The 19,458-nt window shown below is 61.2% G+C and carries 15 protein-coding genes; 10 read left to right on the top strand and 5 right to left on the bottom strand.

Annotated elements, in window-relative coordinates; genetic code table 11:
• Window positions 1–7 precede the first annotated feature (7 nt).
• Window positions 8–1,720: a cation:proton antiporter gene (locus tag VLA07_RS08860; protein WP_333989045.1), complete on the top strand. Its 1,713-nt coding sequence runs from the start codon at window positions 8–10 to the stop codon at window positions 1,718–1,720.
• On the opposite strand, the gene VLA07_RS08855 is transcribed toward VLA07_RS08860, so the two are convergent.
• A complete protein-coding gene (locus tag VLA07_RS08855) occupies window positions 1,717–2,925 on the bottom strand; it encodes an ammonium transporter (RefSeq protein WP_333989044.1) in 1,209 nt (402 codons plus the stop codon). The genes VLA07_RS08860 and VLA07_RS08855 overlap by 4 nt on opposite strands.
• 305 nt (window positions 2,926–3,230) lie before the next feature.
• Here VLA07_RS08855 and VLA07_RS08850 point away from each other — a divergent pair, with 305 nt between their 5' ends.
• From VLA07_RS08850 to VLA07_RS08815, 8 genes are all read left to right on the top strand, one after another.
• Entirely contained in the window at window positions 3,231–3,545 is a 315-nt protein-coding gene (locus tag VLA07_RS08850) for a DUF883 family protein (RefSeq protein WP_003226733.1), read from the top strand.
• Between the two features lie 2 nt (window positions 3,546–3,547).
• On the top strand, window positions 3,548–3,934 hold the full coding sequence (locus tag VLA07_RS08845; RefSeq protein ID WP_007969088.1) for a phage holin family protein: 387 nt from the start codon (window positions 3,548–3,550) through the stop codon (window positions 3,932–3,934).
• The gene (locus tag VLA07_RS08840; protein WP_027613426.1) at window positions 3,931–4,269 is read left to right on the top strand and encodes a hypothetical protein; all 339 of its coding nucleotides are present in this window, start codon (window positions 3,931–3,933) and stop codon (window positions 4,267–4,269) included. Before VLA07_RS08845 ends, VLA07_RS08840 begins: the two co-directional genes overlap by 4 nt.
• A 124-nt stretch (window positions 4,270–4,393) precedes the next feature.
• Window positions 4,394–5,557, top strand: coding sequence for an EAL domain-containing protein (locus VLA07_RS08835; RefSeq protein WP_027613427.1), 1,164 nt, complete (start codon window positions 4,394–4,396; stop codon window positions 5,555–5,557).
• Between the two features lie 76 nt (window positions 5,558–5,633).
• A complete protein-coding gene (locus VLA07_RS08830) occupies window positions 5,634–6,962 on the top strand; it encodes a deoxyguanosinetriphosphate triphosphohydrolase (protein ID WP_003226741.1) in 1,329 nt (442 codons plus the stop codon).
• Window positions 6,963–7,310: 348 nt separating this feature from the next.
• Window positions 7,311–7,937, top strand: a complete 627-nt coding sequence (locus VLA07_RS08825; protein ID WP_027613428.1) for a response regulator transcription factor — start codon at window positions 7,311–7,313, stop codon at window positions 7,935–7,937.
• An 8-nt stretch (window positions 7,938–7,945) separates the two neighbouring features.
• Entirely contained in the window at window positions 7,946–11,587 is a 3,642-nt protein-coding gene (locus VLA07_RS08820) for a transporter substrate-binding domain-containing protein (RefSeq protein ID WP_333989043.1), read from the top strand.
• A 48-nt stretch (window positions 11,588–11,635) separates the two neighbouring features.
• Complete coding sequence (locus VLA07_RS08815; RefSeq protein ID WP_333989042.1) at window positions 11,636–14,581, top strand: HD domain-containing phosphohydrolase; 2,946 nt, start codon at window positions 11,636–11,638, stop codon at window positions 14,579–14,581.
• Here VLA07_RS08815 and VLA07_RS08810 read toward each other — a convergent pair whose 3' ends face one another.
• Complete coding sequence (locus VLA07_RS08810) at window positions 14,582–15,064, bottom strand: GAF domain-containing protein (protein ID WP_115989240.1); 483 nt, start codon at window positions 15,062–15,064, stop codon at window positions 14,582–14,584. It abuts the gene before it with no gap.
• Complete coding sequence (locus tag VLA07_RS08805; protein ID WP_027613432.1) at window positions 15,061–15,951, bottom strand: ATP-binding protein; 891 nt, start codon at window positions 15,949–15,951, stop codon at window positions 15,061–15,063. Before VLA07_RS08805 ends, VLA07_RS08810 begins: the two co-directional genes overlap by 4 nt.
• Before the next feature lie 165 nt (window positions 15,952–16,116).
• On the opposite strand from VLA07_RS08805, the gene VLA07_RS08800 reads away from it, so the two are divergent.
• Window positions 16,117–18,438, top strand: coding sequence for a hybrid sensor histidine kinase/response regulator (locus VLA07_RS08800; protein WP_333989041.1), 2,322 nt, complete (start codon window positions 16,117–16,119; stop codon window positions 18,436–18,438).
• Here the strand turns inward: VLA07_RS08800 and VLA07_RS08795 are convergent.
• On the bottom strand, window positions 18,422–18,883 hold the full coding sequence (locus VLA07_RS08795) for a MarR family winged helix-turn-helix transcriptional regulator (protein ID WP_027613434.1): 462 nt from the start codon (window positions 18,881–18,883) through the stop codon (window positions 18,422–18,424). The genes VLA07_RS08800 and VLA07_RS08795 overlap by 17 nt on opposite strands.
• Window positions 18,880–19,365, bottom strand: coding sequence for a glutathione peroxidase (locus VLA07_RS08790; RefSeq protein WP_027613435.1), 486 nt, complete (start codon window positions 19,363–19,365; stop codon window positions 18,880–18,882). The genes VLA07_RS08795 and VLA07_RS08790 overlap by 4 nt, the downstream gene beginning before the upstream one ends.
• Between the last annotated feature and the right edge of the window lie 93 nt (window positions 19,366–19,458).

The raw sequence follows: 19,458 nt of genomic DNA, 5'->3' as shown, positions 1-19,458 counted from the left end.
GTGCCTTGTGTTTGCCAACCTGCTGATCATCCTCGCCTCATCCCTGGTGATGATTGCCCTGTTTCGCCGCCTGCGCTTGCCGCCGGTGCTGGGCTATCTGTGCGTGGGCCTGATGGTGGGGCCGACCGCGTTCAACTGGGTCAACGAGAGCGAGCACCTGCCGGACGTGGCCGAGTTGGGCGTGGTGTTTCTGCTGTTTTCGCTGGGCCTGGAGTTTTCCCTGTCGAAAATGATCGCGCTGCGCCAGGTGGTGTTTCGCCTGGGCAGTCAGCAGGTATTGCTCAGCACGGCATTACTGGGAATGGTGCTGATCGTGCTGGGCATGCCGGTGACCCCGGCCCTGCTGCTTGGCGCCGGGCTGTCGTTGTCGTCGACGGCGATTGTCACCAAGGAGTTGAGCAGCCTGGGCGAGGTATTCAGCAGTCACGGGCAAAACGCGGTCGGGGTCCTGCTGTTTCAGGACGTGGTGGCGGTGTTATTGCTGACCCTGGTGCCGGTGTTCGCCGGAAGCAGTACGCAAGCCTGGTACTGGGCCTTGCCGCTGACGCTGGTAAAGACCGTGGTGCTGTTTTTCAGTCTGCTGCTGGCCAGCCGCTGGTTGCTGCCACGACTGTTCCACGAGGTGGCGGCCTCGCGCTCGGCGGAATTGTTCGTGCTGCTGGCGCTGGTGATTGTGCTGCTGACCGCCTGGCTGACGCACCTGCTGGGCCTGTCCCCTGCCCTCGGCGCATTTCTCGCCGGCATGCTGCTGGGCGAGAGCCACTATCGCCATCAGATCGAGGCCGATATCCGGCCGTTTCGCGACATCCTGCTCGGGGTGTTTTTCGTCAGCATCGGCATGCTGATCGACCTGCAACTGTTCGTCAGTCACAGCCTGTTGATTATTGGCCTTACCCTCGGCCTGATGCTGATCAAAGGCACGGTCGTCGCGCTTTTGGTGAAGTGGCGCGGCAGCGATCACGAAACCGCCTGGCGCAGCGGCCTGGCGTTGGCGCAGGGCGGGGAATTCTGCTTCGCATTGATGGCGCAGATGCAGCAAAACCGCATGCTGCCTGACGAGCTGGGCGGCCTGCTGCTGGCGGCGACATTCTGCTCGATGTTGCTGACCCCGCTGTTGTTGCGCGGGGCACCGAAAATTGCCCTGCGCCTGCATCGCAAGCCGAATCAGGAGGCGCAAATCGAGGAGATCAGTGCGCTCAACGCCGACCTCGATCAGCATGTGGTGATTTGCGGCTACGGGCGCGTTGGCCAGTCCATCGGCCGCTTCATGCGCAATGCCAATCAACCTTACATCGCGTTGGACAACGATCCGGTGCGCGTGCAGGAAGCCGCGTCCGAGGAAAGTGATGTGCATTATGGCGACTCATCGCGCGGTGACTTGCTGACGGCCATCGGATTGTTGCGCGCGAAACTGCTGGTGATCGCCGTGGATCAGAGCGATGTCAGCCTGCGGATTCTCAAGGAAGCGCGCCGGCTCAATGCGCGGATACCGATTCTGGTGCGCACCCGCGACGACAGCCAATGGGCTGAACTCAAAGCTGCCGGCGCCACCGAAGTGGTGCCGGAGCTATTGGAGTCGAGCCTGATGCTCGCCTCCCACGCCTTGATCATGCTCGGTCTGCCAGCTCATCAAGTACAGGAGAAAGTCGACCAGGTGCGCATCAATCGCTATCGCCTGTTGCATGGCTTTTACCCCGGCACCGACGACAAGGAAACTTAGTCCTGACTGACCGCGCCGATCTTGTGCAGCGACAGGTCGGCGCCGTAATACTCTTGCTCCTGACTCAGGCGCAGACCGTGCAAGGCTTTGATCACGCTGTAGACAGCGAATCCGCCGATCAGCGCGACCACCACACCCAGCGCAGTGCCGATCAACTGACTGATCAGGCTGACGCCACCGAGGCCACCCAGCGCAGTCTGGCCGAAGATGCCGCAGGCGATCCCGCCCCACACCCCGCACAAACCGTGCAACGGCCAGACGCCGAGTACATCGTCGATACGCCATTTGACTTGCGCGGCGGTAAAGCACCAGACAAACAGTGCACCGGCAATCGCGCCGGTCACCAGCGCACCCACCGGGTGCATCAGGTCGGAACCGGCGCAGATCGCCACCAGCCCGGCCAACGGACCGTTGTGCAGGAAGCCCGGGTCATTGCGCCCGACGATCAACGCCGCCACCGTGCCGCCGACCATGGCCATCAGCGAGTTGACCGCCACCAGACCGCTGACGCCCTGCAAGGTCTGCGCGCTCATCACGTTGAAGCCGAACCAGCCGACAATCAGAATCCACGAGCCCAGCGCCAGAAACGGAATGCTCGACGGCGCGAACGCCACCAGCCGCCCTTCGCGATAACGGCCGTTACGCGGGCCGAGCAGCAAAACCGCCGCCAGTGCCAGCCAGCCGCCCATGGCGTGCACCACCACCGATCCGGCGAAATCATGGAACGCCGCGCCAAAACTTGCCGTCAGCCAGGCCTGCAGACCGAAGTTGCCGTTCCAGATCATGCCTTCGAAAAACGGGTAGATGAACGCCACAATCAGCGCCGTTGCACACAACTGCGGAACGAAGCGCGCACGCTCGGCAATCCCGCCGGAGATGATCGCCGGAATTGCCGCTGCAAACGTCAGCAGGAAGAAAAACTTCACCAGCCCATATCCGTGATCGGCACTCAGCACCGCCGCCGGTTGCATGAAGGTCACCCCGTAGGAGATCCAATAGCCTATAAAGAAATAGGCCAGGGTCGAAACGGCAAAGTCGCTGAGGATCTTCGACAGTGCGTTGACCTGGTTTTTCTGGCGCACCGTGCCGACTTCAAGGAAGGCGAAACCGGCGTGCATCGCCAGCACCATCACCGCACCGATCAGAACGAACAACGTGTTGGAGCTGTGAACCAGCGTGTCCACAGCGCTTTGCAGATTTTCCATAAAGAGGCAGACCTGAAGGCTAAAAAGGCACCAAAGCGGTTCGCGCGGACAATTCATGCACCAAGTTGCGACCGGTCGGTCTGCGCAATGAAGCTGCGATGAACCGCTTTGGCGCACAAGGTCGATGTCCTGACACGAACCAGGATTATTTGAGTTAAGGTTTTGCTGCATGTACGCCCGCCAACAGCGCACGGCGGCGGCAGGACGCACCACGACATAGCAAAAGCTGTACCAGTCATTTGTACTGAACCTTCGCGCAAGGCTCATACTCGAACGCTTCAGACGTCACTTACGGAGATCCACCCATGGCCAGCATCAAGGCAAAGACTGCTCAAGAAATCCTGATGAACGACTTCCAGACTCTGGTCGCCGACACCGAGCGGCTGCTCGAACACACCGCGTCCCTGGCGGGCGATCAGGCTGATGAGCTGCGTGATCAGATTCACGACAGCCTGTTGCGCGCCCGAGAAACCCTGAAGCTGACCGAAGACACCCTGCGTGATCGCGGCCAGGCAGCGGTCACCGCCACCGAAGATTATGTGTCGGCCAACCCTTGGCAATCAGTGGGGATCGCCGCCGGGGTGGGCTTTCTGATTGGCCTGCTGGCCACTCGGCGCTGATCATGTCGATCGGCGAATCCGGCCTGGGGTCGGGCACTACTTCCTCCACGCGGCGTCTGGGCGCCGCTGTTCTCGGCTTGCTGCACAGCCATGTCGAATTGTTCGGCATCGAATTGCAGGAGCAGAAAGCACGCACCGTCAGCCTGTTGCTGTTCGCGGGGCTAGCGCTGGTGTTTGCCCTGCTGTTGCTGGTGGGTCTGTCGACGCTGGTGCTGATCGTGTTCTGGGACACTTACCGTCTGGCAGCGATCATCGGCCTTTGCGTGTTCTACACCCTGGCCGCCGCTTTCTGCGGTTTACGCCTCAAGGCAGCAGTGTTCGATGAATCCTCGCCCTTCCACGGCACGCTGGAAGAATTGGCCAATGATCGGGAGCGCCTGCTGCCATGAGCCTGCCTGAACTGCCACACAACAGCTCGCGCCGGGAAATGCGCAAGGCGCTGATCCGCCTGCGCATGGAAATGCATCGTCAGGAAATCCGCCACGAAGCCGGGCAAGTGCTGCAGCCCTTGCAGCGCATGCGCGGCATGACGCAAAACCTGCAAGGCGGCTTCGGCATCAAGCACGCGCCGCTTTGGGGCGTGGCCGCCGTCACCCTGCTGGGCTTCATCACCGGCAAAGGCGCAAAAAGCGGCGGTGTTGGCGGGCTGACCCGGCTGATACGGCTGGGCACCAGCCTCGGGCCACTGATCAAACTGGTCATGCAGAGTTCGGGCAAACGCTAAGCCGACGCATCTGGCTGCATTCTTGCAATATCCGCGGGATGAACCTCTTTACCCGGAGGTTCAATCCCACGCGCCTACCCGGTCGGCGGGGTTCATCCAGAACAAGAACGACTAAGGAGGCCCCGTGATCGACGGGCAACCGCTCGCCTGCTTTCAACCTTTCATCGATACCGCCACCGGACGTATTGCAGGCGTCGAAGCACTGGGTCGCCTGCGCCAGCCTGACGGCCAACTGGCCTCGGTCGGGCCGTTGTTTGCCGACCCACGCACACCCGCCATCGCCCTGCGCCGGCTCGACCGGCAGATCCGCGACAACGCCCTGAGCCGACTGCATGAAGCCCCCGCCGAGTGGTTTCTCAGCCTGAACATGTCGCCGCGCTGGATCAGTCGCCTGCGCGCCGATCAACCGCTGCCCAGCCTCAAGCAGATGCTGCGCCACGGCGTCGATCCGCAACGCATCGTGTTCGAGATCACTGAACTGGGCGGCAACAGTCAGCGTCTGGCCGAGGTGGTGGCGCGCTATCGCGAGGCCGGAGCGCGGATCGCCATCGATGACTTCGGCGCCGGTTACTCGCAGCTCGATCGGGTGCTGGCGTTGCAGCCGGACATTCTCAAACTCGACATGCGCCTGTTTCAGGCTGCCGCACTGGGCGGGCCGAGCAGTGACGTGGTCAAGGCTCTGGCGCAAATGGCCGAAAAAACCGGCTGCTGGATCATCGCCGAAGGCGTGGAAACCGAGGCCCAGCTCAATTTCGCCCTGGAATGCGGTTCGCGCTACGTTCAGGGTTTCCTGTTCGCCCGGGCGCAGGAGGCGTTTTATCCGACCGACGCCTTCGTGCAGCGCTTCGCCGAACTGCGCCAGCGTTACGTGCGGCAGAAACTGGCCGAACGCGGGCGCCTGATGCAGATGCGCCAGCAACTCGGCGAACTGATGGCGATCCTCCAGAGCTGGGCTCAGGCCCACGCGCCGCTGAGTGCGCTGCCGCAACTCGAAGCCTTCCCGTGGTTGCTGCGGTTCTACCAATGCGACCGTCACGGCACCCAACTCACGCCCAACCTCGAATGGCGCAACAACGGCTGGGTCGCCGATAACCGCTATCTGGGCCACAACTGGTCATGGCGTCCGTACTTCTATCATTTGCTCGCCGAAGGCTGGGAAGAGCGGCGCCTGACCCTGTCCAGCACCTACCGCGATGCCACCAGCAACCAGTATTGCCTGACCGCCGGGCAGTTCTTCGATAACGGCGAGCGCCTGCTGCTGATCGATATTGATGCCGCGGGCTTGTAGTTCCGCTTGCAGGTGTGTGGCTGAACCGGGAAGCTAGGGCAACAGTCATCCCAGTCACCGACGGAGAGAACCAGCCTTGGATTGGCAGACCCTGCTCAACCGCGAACGCCTTGGAAAACCGCTGCACAGCCCGCAAGAGCTGGGCCGCAGCCCGTTCCACAAAGACCACGACCGCATCATCTTCTCCGGTGCCTTCCGCCGTCTGGGCCGCAAGACCCAGGTGCATCCGGTGTCGAGTAACGACCACATCCACACCCGGCTGACCCACTCGCTGGAAGTCAGCTGCGTCGGGCGCTCGCTGGGCATGCGCGTCGGTGAAACCTTGCGCAGCGCCCTGCCCGACTGGTGCGACCCGAGCGACCTGGGCATGGTCGTGCAATCGGCCTGCCTGGCCCATGACATCGGCAATCCGCCGTTCGGCCACTCCGGTGAAGACGCGATTCGTCACTGGTTCCAGCAGGCAGCCGGGCGCGGCTGGCTCGACGGCATGAGCGAAGCCGAGCGCGGTGACTTCCTCAATTTCGAAGGCAACGCGCAAGGCTTCCGGGTGCTGACTCAGCTGGAGTATCACCAGTTCGACGGCGGTACCCGCCTCACCTACGCCACCCTCGGCACCTATCTGAAGTATCCGTGGACCGCACGTCACGCCGACTCGCTGGGCTACAAGAAACACAAATTCGGCTGCTATCAGAGCGAACTGCCGCTGCTGGAGCAGATCGCCCACAAGCTCGGTCTGCCGCAACTGGAAGACCAGCGCTGGGCGCGCCACCCATTGGTGTACCTGATGGAGGCTGCCGACGACATCTGCTACGCGCTGATCGACCTCGAAGACGGCCTGGAAATGGAGCTGCTGGAGTACGCGGAAGTCGAATCGCTGCTGCTCGGTCTGGTCGGTGACGACCTCCCGGAAACCTATCGCCAGCTCGGCCCGCAGGATTCGCGTCGACGCAAACTGGCGATCCTGCGCGGCAAGGCCATCGAGCACCTGACCAACGCCGCTGCCCGGGCATTCGTCGAGCAACAGGATGCGCTGCTGGCCGGCACCCTGCACGGCGACCTGGTGGAACACATGCACGGCCCGGCCAAACGCTGCGTACTCAACGCCAAGGACATCGCCCGCAAGAAAATCTTCCAGGACAAACGCAAGACGCTGCATGAAATCGGCGCCTACACCACCCTGGAAATCCTCCTCAACGCGTTCTGCGGCGCGGCCCTGGAGCAACATGGCGGCCGCACGCCGTCGTTCAAGAGCCGCCGGATCCTCGATCTGCTGGGCAACAATGCGCCGGATCCCCATGGCCCGCTGCACACCTCGTTCCTGCGCATGATCGACTTCATCGCCGGGATGACCGACAGCTACGCCAGTGACATGGCGCTGGAAATGACCGGGCGTTCCAGCCACTGACAGAAAAAATTGCTCAACCGGGTCAGGCAACTGCCCGGATGAGCGATACCTCGATTGAACCGGTTCTGTGGTCTCAGGCAAACGGATCGACTGAAAGGTAAATCCGTTTAACAGCCAACTACGCAAACAAAACCTTGTTTATTCAAGGCTCGACAAGCAACTTAAAACATTCAGATAAACAAATCAGCACAACACTTCCTTACGCGACACAGAGTTTGGTCGTAGTCGGTTTCCTTTTAGTGCGTAGGACTTATCCTATATTGCCGCAACAGCCCCGGGAGTTCATGCGGCAGCTCATTTATCTGAGCTAAGGTGCGCCCTTTATTCGCGCACGTATGGGATTTGATTATGAACTCCGTTTTTATTGTCGATGATCACCCCGTCATCCGACTTGCCGTTCGAATGCTGCTCGAGCATGAAGGTTACAAGGTCGTCGGCGAAACCGATAACGGGGTCGATGCCATGCAAATGGTCCGCGAATGCATGCCCGACCTGATCATCCTTGATATCAGCATACCCAAACTCGACGGCCTGGAAGTTCTCGCCCGTTTCAACGCCATGGGCACCCCGCTCAAAACCCTGGTACTGACGGCGCAATGCCCGACGCTGTTCGGCATTCGCTGCATGCAGTCCGGTGCATCCGGTTATGTCTGCAAAGAGGAAGATTTGAGTGAACTGGTCAGTGCGATCAAGGCGGTACTTTCCGGTTACAACTATTTCCCCAGCCAGGCATTGAATCCGGTACGCCTCGACGACGTGCGTTATGCCGAACTGGAGTTATTCAAATCCGTCAACGACCGCGAGCTGATGGTCCTGCAATTATTTGCCCAGGGACGCACCAACAAGGAAATAGCCAAGGGCATGTTTCTCAGTAACAAGACAGTCAGTACCTACAAAAAACGCCTGATGCAAAAACTCAAGGCCAGATCTCTGGTGGAACTGATCGAGATGGCCAAACGCAACGCGCTAGTGTGAGAGCCTGAATGCCCAGTCGTTTAAAGATCTGTCTCGCCCTATGTTGCGTCAGCCTGTGCCTGACGACTCAGGTGCATGCCAGCTTCGTCACCGCGCAAGATTATGTGCTGCGCAGCCGCTCGGGCCACGAAGCGCCATCCGTGTCCCTTGAACCCGCGCAACGGCAATGGCTGGAGAGTCGCCGCGAACTGGTACTGGGCACTTCCGCGCCGGACTATCCGCCGTTCGACATGACCGCCAGCGGTCGTGATTACGAAGGTTTTACCGCCGACTACGCCGGTCTGCTCGAACAGGCTGTCGGGTTGCCAATCCGGGTCCAGCGCTTTGCCTCACGGGAAGCCGCCTTGCAGGCGTTGATTGCAGGTCAGGTCGACATGCTCGGTACGGCCAACGGTTTCGAGGCCAGTAACGTAAATATCCTGCTTTCAACGCCCTACGCCATCGATCAGCCGGTTCTGGTTACCCGCGAAGGCGAGACCCGCCCGCTGACCGAAGGTCTGGCCGGTCTGCGGCTGAGCATGGTCTATCACTATCTGCCCCAGGATGAGGTCAAGGCGCAGTATCCCAAAGCCATCCTGACGTCCTATCCCTCCTATCAAAACGCAATCAACGCGGTGGCTTTCGATCAGGCTGACGTGTTTCTGGGTGACACCATTTCCACCCACTACATGATCAACAAGGGTTATCTGAACAACATTCGCATGGCCAATTTCGGCAAACAGGAAGCCCATGGTTTCAGCTTCGCCGTTCACGCCGACAACCCGCAACTGCTGGCGATCATCAACACCGTGCTGCAAGCCATACCGGCCAGCGAACGGGACAACATCGCCAAGCGCTGGAGCGCCGGCAGCGACATTCTGCTGACCGACCAGAAGCTGCAATTGACCCACCACGAAGAACAGTGGCTCAAACAGCACCCGGTGCTGCGCGTCGTCGTCAATGAGGCGTTCGCGCCGCTGACATTCTTCGACAGTGACGGCAACCTGCGAGGCATCACCGCTGACCTGCTCGAACTGCTGCGCCTGCGCACCGGCCTGCGCTTCGAGCTGGTCCGCAGCCGCAGTGATGGTGAAATGATCGAGCAGATCAATCAGCATCGGGCGGATCTGATCGCCGCGTTGCTACCCAGCCCCCAACGGGAAAAGACCCTGCAATTCAGCCGTCCCTATCTGGAAAACTCCTTCGTCCTGCTGACGCGCAAATCCGCTGACAGCCCGACACATCCCACCCAGCTCAAGAACCGATACCTGGCGATTGCCCAAGGCAGTCCCATGGCTGATTACCTGCGCCGCGAATTCCCCAACATCCACCTGATCGAAACCTCCGACACTTTCGGTGCCGCAACCTTGCTCGCCGAAGGCAAGGCCGATGGCGCCGTCGCCTCGCTGGTGATTGCCAATTATCTGATTTCGTCGCGGATCTTCGAACATCAATTGCAGATCACCACCACCCTGGGCACACGTCAGGCGGCCTTCTCGCTGGCCAGCGCCCGTGACAATGCCGAACTGGGCTCGATCCTCGACAAGGCGCTGCTGAGCATCACACCGGAGGAACTGGGGGTCATCAACAGTCGCTGGCGCGGTTTCTCCAATGCGGCTCAAAGCAACTGGCATCACTACAAGCGCCTGTTTTACCAATTGATCGGCGCGGCCTGCCTGCTGCTGTTGCTGTCGCTGTTGTGGAACGCCTACATGCGTCGCCAGATCAAGCAACGCCAGGCCGCCGAACGGGCACTCAACGATCAGTTCGAATTCATGCGCTCACTGGTCAACGGCACCCCTCACCCGATCTATGTGCGCGACCGCCAAGGTCTGCTGCAAAGCTGCAATGACAGCTACCTCGAGGCCTTCAACGCCAAACGCGAAGACGTGATCGGCAAAAGTGTCATGCAGGGCACCCTGAGCAACGCATTCGAAGCCCAGGCATACCAGGCGGATTACCAGCGGGTGGTGGCCGAAGGCACGCCTCTGCTGCTCGATCGACCGCTGCACATCGGTGGCCGGCGTTTGACGATCTACCACTGGATCCTGCCGTACCGCGACTCCAGTGGCGATGTGCAAGGGATCATCGGCGGCTGGATCGACATCAGTGAACGTCGCCAGTTGTTCGATGAACTGCGCCGGGCCAAGGAACAGGCGGACAACGCCAACCGCGCCAAAAGTACCTTTCTGGCCACCATGAGCCACGAAATCCGCACGCCGATGAATGCCATTATCGGCATGCTCGAACTGACGCTCGAACGCATGAATGATCAGGCTCCGGATCGCTCCTCCATTGAAACCGCCTACTGCTCGGCCAAGGATCTGCTGGGCCTGATCGGCGACATTCTCGATATCGCGCGGATCGAGTCCGGGCACCTGAGCCTGAGCCCGGAACGGGTCAATCTGGTCGAAACAGTGGCGTCGGTGGTCAGGATCTTCGACGGCCTCGCCCGCCAGAAAAACCTCCTCCTGCCGCTGATCATCAATCCGCCCGGGCTGCAGGTCGACGTGGAACTGGATCCGTTGCGCTTCAAGCAGATCCTGTCGAACCTGATCAGCAATGCCATCAAATTCACTGAGTCCGGGCAGGTGCGGATCAATCTGGATGTGCTGCCCAACGGGCCGGGCCAATGCTCGCTCGTTCAGTTGACGATCCAGGACACCGGGGTCGGCATCAGCATCGAAGATCAACAACGCCTGTTCGAGCCGTTCGCCCAGACCGAGAGTGGCCGGCAGCAAGCTCGCAGCGGCGCAGGCCTGGGGCTGGTGATCTGTCGCAACCTGTGTGAAATGATGGGTGGGCAGCTGCAGTTGAGCAGCCAGCCGGGGATCGGCACCCAGGTCTGCCTGTCACTGCCGCTGCAAACGCTACCGTGCCAGGTGACCACGGCAAAAACCGAGCCTGTGCTGCAAACCTCTGCACCACTGAACATTCTGGTGGTCGACGATCATCCGGCCAATCGCCTGCTGATGTGCCAGCAACTGGAGTTCCTCGGGCACCGATTCACCCTCGCCGAAGAGGGTCGGAGTGGATTCGAGAAATGGCAGACCGGTGCATTCGACCTGGTTATCGCTGACTGCAACATGCCGTTGATGAACGGCTACGAACTGACCGAGGCGATCCGCCAGCAGGAACAACGCACTGGCCGCCCTCCGTGTACCGTGCTGGGCTTCACGGCCAACGCGCAGCCTGAAGAAGTACAGCGCTGCAAACAGGCCGGCATGAATGACTGCCTGTTCAAGCCGTTGAGCCTCAGCGCACTGAGCCACTGGATCAATGGTCTGCAGCCCGCGACGCTTGAACCGGCGTTCAATCTTGACGGGTTGAGTCAGTTGACTGGCGGCAACCCGCTGCAAGTCCGGCGTCTGCTCACGCAATTGCTCAAGAGCAGCCGTCTCGATCGCGAGGAATTATTAGCCCTGGCCCCCTGCAATGATCGTCAGGCAGTGGCGCTGGTCGCCCACAAGATCAAAGGCGCCGCCCGGATCGCCCAGGCCTCGCGTCTGATCGCCTGTTGCGATGCGCTGGAACAGGCCTGCATGCAGACAACGCCCGCAGCGACCATCGTGCGCTGCGTCGAGGCCACCGACGCAGCCATGCTCGAACTGGAGCAGGCGTTGCGGCAACAACTGGAACCGTTCGAAGAAAGCACAATGACCGAGCCTTAACTATGCTTGGACGCTGAGCAGTGTGTTTACTTCAATGGAGAGTCAGCAATGCCCAGCCCACTGCGCCCGGATCAACGCCGGTTCCCGTTGCACGTGCACATCAGCGTCATGTTCACCTTTCTGCTGTTGCTCACGGGCGTGGTGCTGGGGCTGTTCAATTATCGCCAGACCACTCGGATCATCCTGTCGAGCAGTGAAAACCTGTTCAATCGCATCGAACAGGATGTGCGCCTGGACCTGCATTCAACCTACGAACCGATCCGGCACCTGCTGAGCCTGCTGGCCGACAATCAGGCGGCCGAGGCGCCGAACCTGCAACAGCGTCTGGCGCTGCTCAAGCCGTTCAGTCAGTCGCTCAAGGACAACACCGATCTCGCCTCGCTGTATCTGGGGTACGGCAACGGCGATTTCTTCATGGTCCGGCCCTTGCGCACCAGCGCGCTGAAAACCCTGCTCAAGGCACCACCAACAGCGGCCTATCAAGTCTGGAGCATCGAGCACGACGCCAGCGGCACCGTATTGTCGCAGTCACTGTTCTTCGACCAGACGCTGACGCCTGTCGGACGCGACACCAATCCCGACGACCGCTACGACCCGCGTACCCGCAACTGGTACAGCAACGCCCTGCAACAGGGCGATCAGATCACCACCGAACCCTATGTATTTTTCTCCACGCACAATGTGGGCACCACCCTGGCCCGACGCAGCAGCGCAACCAGTGTGATCGGTGCCGATCTGACTTTGGAGGCACTCTCGGCCACCTTGACCAAGCATGTGGTCACCCCTTCGACCGAAATCGTGTTGTTCGATGCCGATGGCAATGCCGTGGCCTATCCGGACAGCAGCCGGCTGATCGTCGACGGCAGCAACGCACGCCTGGTCAAAGCGGCCGACCTTAGTCCGAATCTGCACGCGTTGCTGTCCACCGCCCATCCGGGCAAACGGCTCGACGTCAATGGCCGCCACTGGATCGTCGCCCGCAGCACCCTGCAGGAAGGCGGGCCGAAAGGTTTGCAGATGGCCCTGCTGGTGCCCGAGGACGAACTGCTTGCCGATGCCTACCGCATGCGCTGGCAAGGCGCGCTGATCACCTTGGCGATCTTGCTGCTGTGCCTGCCGCTGGGCTGGCTGATCTCGCGGATTCTGGTCAAACCGTTGCACGCGCTGGTCAAGGAAGCCGACGCGATCCGCAGTTTCGATTTCAACTTTCCGGTCACCCGCCGCTCGCCGGTGCTGGAGGTTGACCAGTTGAGCCTGTCGATGGCGCGCATGAAGGACACGCTCGCCAGTTTCTTCCGCATCACCGACAGCCTCTGCGCCGAAACCCGCTTCGCCCCGTTGCTGCAACGGGTGCTGTTCGAAACGGTGCAGATCGCCCAGGCGCAGGCGGGGTTGATCTATCTGCGCGAAAGCGATGGCAACCGGATGGAGCCTTACGGACTGGTCATTGATGGCGCCTCGCACGAGCCGGGCGAGTTCGCTGTGCTGGGCCGGGATCTCCTGGCCGATCAAGGGCCGGCGTGGTTCCAGCAACTGATCAACGCTGACAACGTGGTCAGCAGCCTTGGCTTCGAGCAGGCCGGCGACTTGCAGAAAGTCCTGTTGGCCATGCAATCGCCGCGCATCCACCTGATCGGCATCCGCCTGCGTAATCGGCACAACGAGACCATCGGCCTGTTGCTTCTGCTGATCAACGACAGCGGCAGCGCTCAGGACCTGGAAAAACTGCGCCCGGACCGCATCGCCTTCCTGCAAGCCGTGTCTGGTGCGGCGGCGGTGAGTATCGAAAGTCAGCGCCTGCAAGCGAAGCAGAAACAGTTGCTCGATGCGTTCATCCAGTTACTGGCCGGCGCCATCGACGCCAAGAGCCCCTACACCGGCGGCCACTGCCAGCGCGTGCCGGAACTGACCCTGATGCTCGCGCAGGCCGCGGCCACCAGTCAGGCGCCGGCGTTCCAGAGCTATCAGCCCACTGAAGACGAATGGGAAGCCCTGCACATTGCGGCCTGGCTGCACGATTGCGGCAAGGTCACGACGCCGGAATATGTCGTCGACAAGGCGACCAAACTGGAAACCCTCAACGATCGCATCCACGAAATCCGCACCCGTTTCGAAGTGCTCAAGCGCGATGCCTGGATCGGCTACTGGCAGGCACTGGCGCTGGGCGGCGACGCGGCACAACTGAGCGAACTGCGTGACGCCACGTTGACGCAACTGGACGATGACTTTGCCTTCGTTGCCCGTTGCAATCTGGGCGGTGAGGCCATGGCACCCGCCGATCTGCAGCGCCTTGAACGCATTGCCGAGCGCCGCTGGATGCGCACCCTCGATGATCGCCTGGGGGTGTCATGGGAGGAAAACCGCCGTCAGGCGCAAATGCCGGCGGCGAATCTGCCAGTCAGCGAGCCACTGCTGGCGGACAAGCCCGAACACCTGATCGAACGCGCCGACAGCGAACTGATTCCGGAAGACAATCCGTGGGGGTTCAAACTGGATGTGCCGCGTTACAAATACAATCGCGGCGAACTGTACAACCTGAGCATTGCCCGGGGCACGCTGACCCGCGAAGAGCGCTACATCATCAATCACCACATGGTGCAGACGATCCTGATGCTCAGCCACCTGCCCTTCCCCGGGCACCTGGACAGCGTTGCGGAAATCGCCGGTGGGCATCACGAAAAGATGGACGGCAGCGGTTATCCCAAACGCCTGAAGCGCGAGGACCTGAGCCTGCCGGCGAGGATGATGGCGATTGCCGATATTTTCGAGGCACTGACAGCGGCGGATCGGCCGTACAAGAAGGCCAAATCCTTGAACGAGGCGCTGGGGATCATGGCCACCATGTCCCGCGAGGCGCACATCGACCCCGAACTGTTTGCGCTGTTCATCAACGATGGGGTGTACATGCAGTACGCCGCACGGTTTCTCGATCCGCGCCAGATCGATGCGGTGGACCCGGCTAGCCTGTTGCGCAAGGCTGGCCTGAGTGCCTGATCAGCAGTCGGTCAGACGCAGGAAGATCGCCGCCAGTTGTTCAATGCCGGCCTGATCGTCGGTGCCGAAACGCGAGAGTTTCGGGCTGTCGAGATCAAGTACGCCGATCAACCGACCGTCCTTGACCAGTGGCACCACCAGCTCGCTGTTGGAGGCGCTGTCGCAAGCGATATGACCGGGGAACGCATGCACGTCTTCAACGCGCTGGGTCTGTCGACTGGCCGCTGCCGCGCCACACACACCGCGACCGAACGGAATGCGCACGCAGGCGATCTGCCCCTGAAACGGGCCAAGCACCAGTTCTTCGTTGCGATTGAGGTAGAAACCGGCCCAGTTCAAATCGTCGAGTTGATTGAACAGGAACGCCGAAAACTGCGCGGCGTTAGCGATGAAATCGCGCTCGTCCGCCAGCAGCGATTCCAGTTGTGCGGCCAACATGCCATAGCCTTCGAGGCCCTGGCCGCTTTGTTGCAAATCAATCATGCCTTGTGCTCCAGCAATTTCAGTCCCACCCAGTAACGGGCGAATTGGTACGCGCAACGTCCGTTGCGATTGCCGCGCCCGGTTGCCCAGCGCACGGCGAGGATGTCGAGCTCTTCGTCGCGCTGCCAGCTCAAGCCGGCCTTGGCGGCCAACTGGCCGATCCAGTGCTCGACGACGTTGAGGAAGTGTTCCTGGGTAAACGGATAAAACGACAACCACAGGCCGAAACGGTCGGACAAGGCGATCTTGTCTTCCACCGCCTCACTCGGATGCAGCTCGCCGTCGACGCGTTTCCAGTTTTCGTTGTCGCTTTCCTTTTCCGGCACCAGATGGCGGCGGTTGGAAGTGGCGTAAAGCAGAACGTTGTCCGGGGCCTGTTCGAGCGAGCCGTCGAGCACGCTTTTCAGCACGCGATAATCGCCTTCGCCGGATTCGAACGACAGGTCATCGCAGAACAGCACGAAGCGTTGCGGCAGTTTGCCGATCTGCTCGACCACGCGCGGCAGGTCGGCCAGATGGTCGCGCTCGATCTCGATCAGACGCAGGCCGGCCTTGGCGTGTTCGGCCAGCAGCGCGCGCACCAGCGACGATTTGCCGGTGCCGCGCGAGCCCCAGAGCAGCGCATGGTTGGCCGGCATGCCGTCGAGAAACTGTTGCGTGTTGCGGCCCAGTTGCTCCAACTGACGGTCGACACCGATCAAGTCGGACAGGCGCATGTCGAGGCTGACTTCCAGTGGCAGCAAATAGCCGCTGCGCCCGTCACGCTGCCAGCGCGCCGCCAGGCAGGTTTCCCAGTCGATCAGCGGACGCGGCGCCGGCAGCAAGGGTTCGATCCGCGCCAGAACCGACTCGGCGCGTTCAAGAAAAGCATTCAATCGGGAATCCACGTCTTCTCCTCGGGCACGTTCACAGTGATGATGTCGATCCAGCGACGACAGACAGATCTCAATCCCCGTTCAAGCCTTGTTACAAGGCGCTTCGGGAACCTCGGTATCCATACATGATCGACTATGCTTGAGCAGCGAAGGGAAACGGAAGTGGTTCAACACCCCATGGATATCAAATTCACCCACCGGCTGTCATACAAGCAAGCCAGATTCACGGTGCTGGTCGGGTTCGTTCTGGGCACGCTGCTCAGCCTGCTGCAAATCGGCATCGATTATGCCAGTGAAGACGCCTCCATCAACCGTGAAATCCTGTCTTTGCTGGAAATCAGCCACAATCCGGCGTCGCGAATCGCCTACAACATCGATGCGGAACTGGCGCAGGAACTGACCCTGGGCCTGTTGCGTTCGCCGGCGATCATCTCGGCGCAACTGACCGACAACAACGGCAACGTCCTGGCCAAAGTCAAGCGCCCGGAGCTGCAAAGCGGTTACCGGGTGATCAGCGACTTTCTGTTCGGTGCCAAGCGCCAGTTCGAAGACCGCCTGTACCTCGACCACCTGCCCGAGGAATCACTGGGCACGCTGAGCCTGGAGGTCGATACCTACGCGTTCGGCAGCCGGTTTCTGCGCCGCGCCGAAGTCACCCTGCTCAACGGCTTTGCCCGCAGCCTGATTCTCACCGGGATCCTGTTGGCGCTGTTCTACGTGATGCTGACCAAGCCACTGGTGCGCCTGATCCGGGAACTCAGCGCGCGTGACGCACGCAGCGCAGAGCCAACCACCCTCGAATGTCCGGCCGGCCACGCCAATGACGAGATCGGCGTACTGGTCAAAGTCGCCAACCAGCAGTTCGACAACATCGCCACGGAAATCCAGCAACGGCGCAACGCGGAAAACCGCCTCACCGATTACCTCGGGCAACTGGAGCACATCGTCTCGGCCCGCACTGCCGAGCTCAAGGCCATCAACACCCGGCTCAGCCAGTCCAACGAAGAACTGGAAGTCGCTCGCAGCACCGCACTGGACATGGCCGAAGCGCGCTCGGCATTCCTCGCCAACATGAGCCACGAGATCCGCACCCCGCTCAACGGCCTGCTGGGGATGATCGCCTTGTCCCTCGATGGGCCGCTGAATGCCGAGCAGCAACAGCAACTGTCGATTGCCCATGACTCGGGCAAGGTGCTGGTCGAGCTGCTCAACGATATTCTCGACCTGTCCAAGTTCGATGCCGGGCAACTGGAGCTCGAACACATCCCGTTCGACCTCGGCTCGCTGATCGAGGACACCGCCAACCTGCTGTCGCAGAACGCCGCGCCGAGCGTCGAGCTGACTTGCCTGATCGACCCGCACTTCCCCGCGCTGGTGCTGGGGGATCCGACCCGGGTACGGCAAATCGTCAGCAACCTGCTGTCCAATGCCCTGAAGTTCACCCGCTTCGGCCGGGTCGATGTGCGCCTGTCCGCCCACAAGGACGGGGTGCGCATCGAAGTCTGCGACACCGGCATTGGCATCGCTCAGGATGCCCAGGTGAAAATATTCCAGCCGTTCACCCAGGCCGGTGCCGGCATCACCCGGCAGTACGGCGGCACCGGTCTCGGTCTGGCGTTGACCTACAACCTGTGCGAGGCCATGCAAGGCCGATTGACCATCAGTTCCGAGGCCGGTTTCGGCAGTCAGTTCTGTGCCGACCTGCCACTGCTGTGTCACACCCGGGCGGTCATGCCGCCGCCACTGCACGGCAAGGTGCTGGCGATCACGGCCGCCAGCAGCGGGCTGGCGGAACTGCTCAAGACATTGCTGCCGGTGTGGGGCGTGACCTATGAGCAGCGCACCATGGATGACCCGTTGCTGGGCCTGGCACCCGATCTGCTGATCACCGATTGCCCGGAATGCCTGTTCAGTCTGCGCCCGACCATCAGCGCACCGATCCTCGTCGTAACCGCTTATGGCAGTTTCATGCCCGGCGAAGAAGCCGCCGCGCTGGCGCCATTGCAGCAACAAGCCCGACCGCTGGCACGCAACGCGCTGTACCAGATCCTGCGGCGCATTCTGCTGGCCGATGTCACCACGAGCAACGATGCGCGCCTCGAGAGCCAGCCGGTCCGGCGGCGCGGAAAGGTGCTGCTGGTGGAGGACAATCCGGTCAATCAACTGGTGGCCAAAGGCATGCTCGGCAAGCTCGGTTGCGACGTGGTGGTCGCCGCCCACGGTGCCGAGGCGCTGGATCAACTGGAGCACGATGAGTTCGATCTGGTGCTGATGGACTGCAACATGCCAGTGATGGACGGCTACGAAGCGAGCCGGCAGATCCGCCAGAGCGGGCGCTGGCCGCATTTGCCGATCGTCGCACTGACCGCCAACGCCATGTCCGAGGAACGCGAGCGCTGCCGTGCGGCCGGCATGAGCGATTACCTGGCCAAGCCGTTCCGCCGCGAAGAGCTGGCGGCCCTGCTCGACCAGTGGATGCCGGCTACGTCAGCGCTTTGATCTGCCCCAGCAGATGATCGAGGCCATTGCGCAAATCGTTGAGCCGATCAAGATCCACCCCGCTGTCGCACAACAACCGCGCCTTGAGCGGCCCGACCTGCTCGCGCAGCGCTTGGCCTTGCGCGGTCAGGCTCAGATGCACTTCACGCTCGTCGCGCGCCGAACGCTGGCGCTGCACCCACTGCAATTGTTCAAGACGCTTGAGCAACGGCGTCAGGGTGCCGGAGTCCAGCGCCAGGCGCTCGCCCAACGCCTTGACCGTCGGTTGCTCCGGTGCACTGTCCTGCCACTCCCACAGCACCAGCATCGCCAGGTACTGCGGGTAGGTCAGGCCGAGTTGATCGAGCATCGGCTTGTAAGCGCGAATCACCGCCCGGGACGCGGCGTACAACTTGAAGCACAACTGACTGTCGAGCTTCAGCGAATCGTCGGGCAGGCTGTTCATTTGAGCAGGGCTTCGATCTCGCCGCTGATGTCCTGCGGCTTGGTGGTCGGGGCGAAACGCTTGACCAGTTGCCCATCCTTGCCGATCAGGAACTTGGTGAAGTTCCACTTGATGCCCTCGGAGCCGAGCAAACCCGGAGCGCGCTTTTTCAACTGCACGAACAGCGGATGCGCATCAGACCCGTTGACGTCGATCTTCTTGAACAGCGGGAAACTCACGCCGTAATTCAACTCACAGAACTCACTGATCGCACCCTCGTTACCCGGCTCCTGCTTGCCGAACTGATTGCACGGGAATCCCAATACCACCAAGCCCTGATCCTTGTAGGTCTGCCACAGCTCTTCCAGGCCTTTGTATTGAGGAGTGAAGCCGCATTTGCTGGCGGTGTTGACCACCAGAACGGCTTTGCCGGCGAAATCGGCCAGGGTCTTTTGCTCACCCTTGATGGTAGTGACAGGGATATTCAGCAGGTTATCGCTCATGGGTCAGCTCCGCGGGTTATCGGGAAAGGCCAAACATAGCGAGCAATTAAATTGTGTGCAATTTAATTATCCGAAAGGCGACCCGCAGGTCGC

The organism is Pseudomonas sp. S3(2024), from assembly GCF_036861315.1.
GTDB classification, from domain to species: domain Bacteria; phylum Pseudomonadota; class Gammaproteobacteria; order Pseudomonadales; family Pseudomonadaceae; genus Aquipseudomonas; species Aquipseudomonas putida_A.
Note: the sequence above shows the minus strand (reverse complement) of the source record. Positions and strands in the feature narration are given on the sequence as shown.

Excerpts from the sequence above, each read along its gene's own strand:
- VLA07_RS08815 (WP_333989042.1), top strand. The coding sequence starts at position 11,636 with ATGCCCAGCCCACTGCGCCCGGATCAACGCCGGTTCCCGTTGCACGTG.
- VLA07_RS08845 (WP_007969088.1), top strand. The coding sequence starts at position 3,548 with ATGTCGATCGGCGAATCCGGCCTGGGGTCGGGCACTACTTCCTCCACG.
- VLA07_RS08795 (WP_027613434.1), bottom strand. The coding sequence starts at position 18,883 with ATGAACAGCCTGCCCGACGATTCGCTGAAGCTCGACAGTCAGTTGTGC.
- VLA07_RS08820 (WP_333989043.1), top strand. The coding sequence starts at position 7,946 with ATGCCCAGTCGTTTAAAGATCTGTCTCGCCCTATGTTGCGTCAGCCTG.
- VLA07_RS08825 (WP_027613428.1), top strand. The coding sequence starts at position 7,311 with ATGAACTCCGTTTTTATTGTCGATGATCACCCCGTCATCCGACTTGCC.
- VLA07_RS08800 (WP_333989041.1), top strand. The coding sequence starts at position 16,117 with ATGGATATCAAATTCACCCACCGGCTGTCATACAAGCAAGCCAGATTC.
- VLA07_RS08790 (WP_027613435.1), bottom strand. The coding sequence starts at position 19,365 with ATGAGCGATAACCTGCTGAATATCCCTGTCACTACCATCAAGGGTGAG.
- VLA07_RS08850 (WP_003226733.1), top strand. The coding sequence starts at position 3,231 with ATGGCCAGCATCAAGGCAAAGACTGCTCAAGAAATCCTGATGAACGAC.
- VLA07_RS08810 (WP_115989240.1), bottom strand. The coding sequence starts at position 15,064 with ATGATTGATTTGCAACAAAGCGGCCAGGGCCTCGAAGGCTATGGCATG.
- VLA07_RS08855 (WP_333989044.1), bottom strand. The coding sequence starts at position 2,925 with ATGGAAAATCTGCAAAGCGCTGTGGACACGCTGGTTCACAGCTCCAAC.
- VLA07_RS08840 (WP_027613426.1), top strand. The coding sequence starts at position 3,931 with ATGAGCCTGCCTGAACTGCCACACAACAGCTCGCGCCGGGAAATGCGC.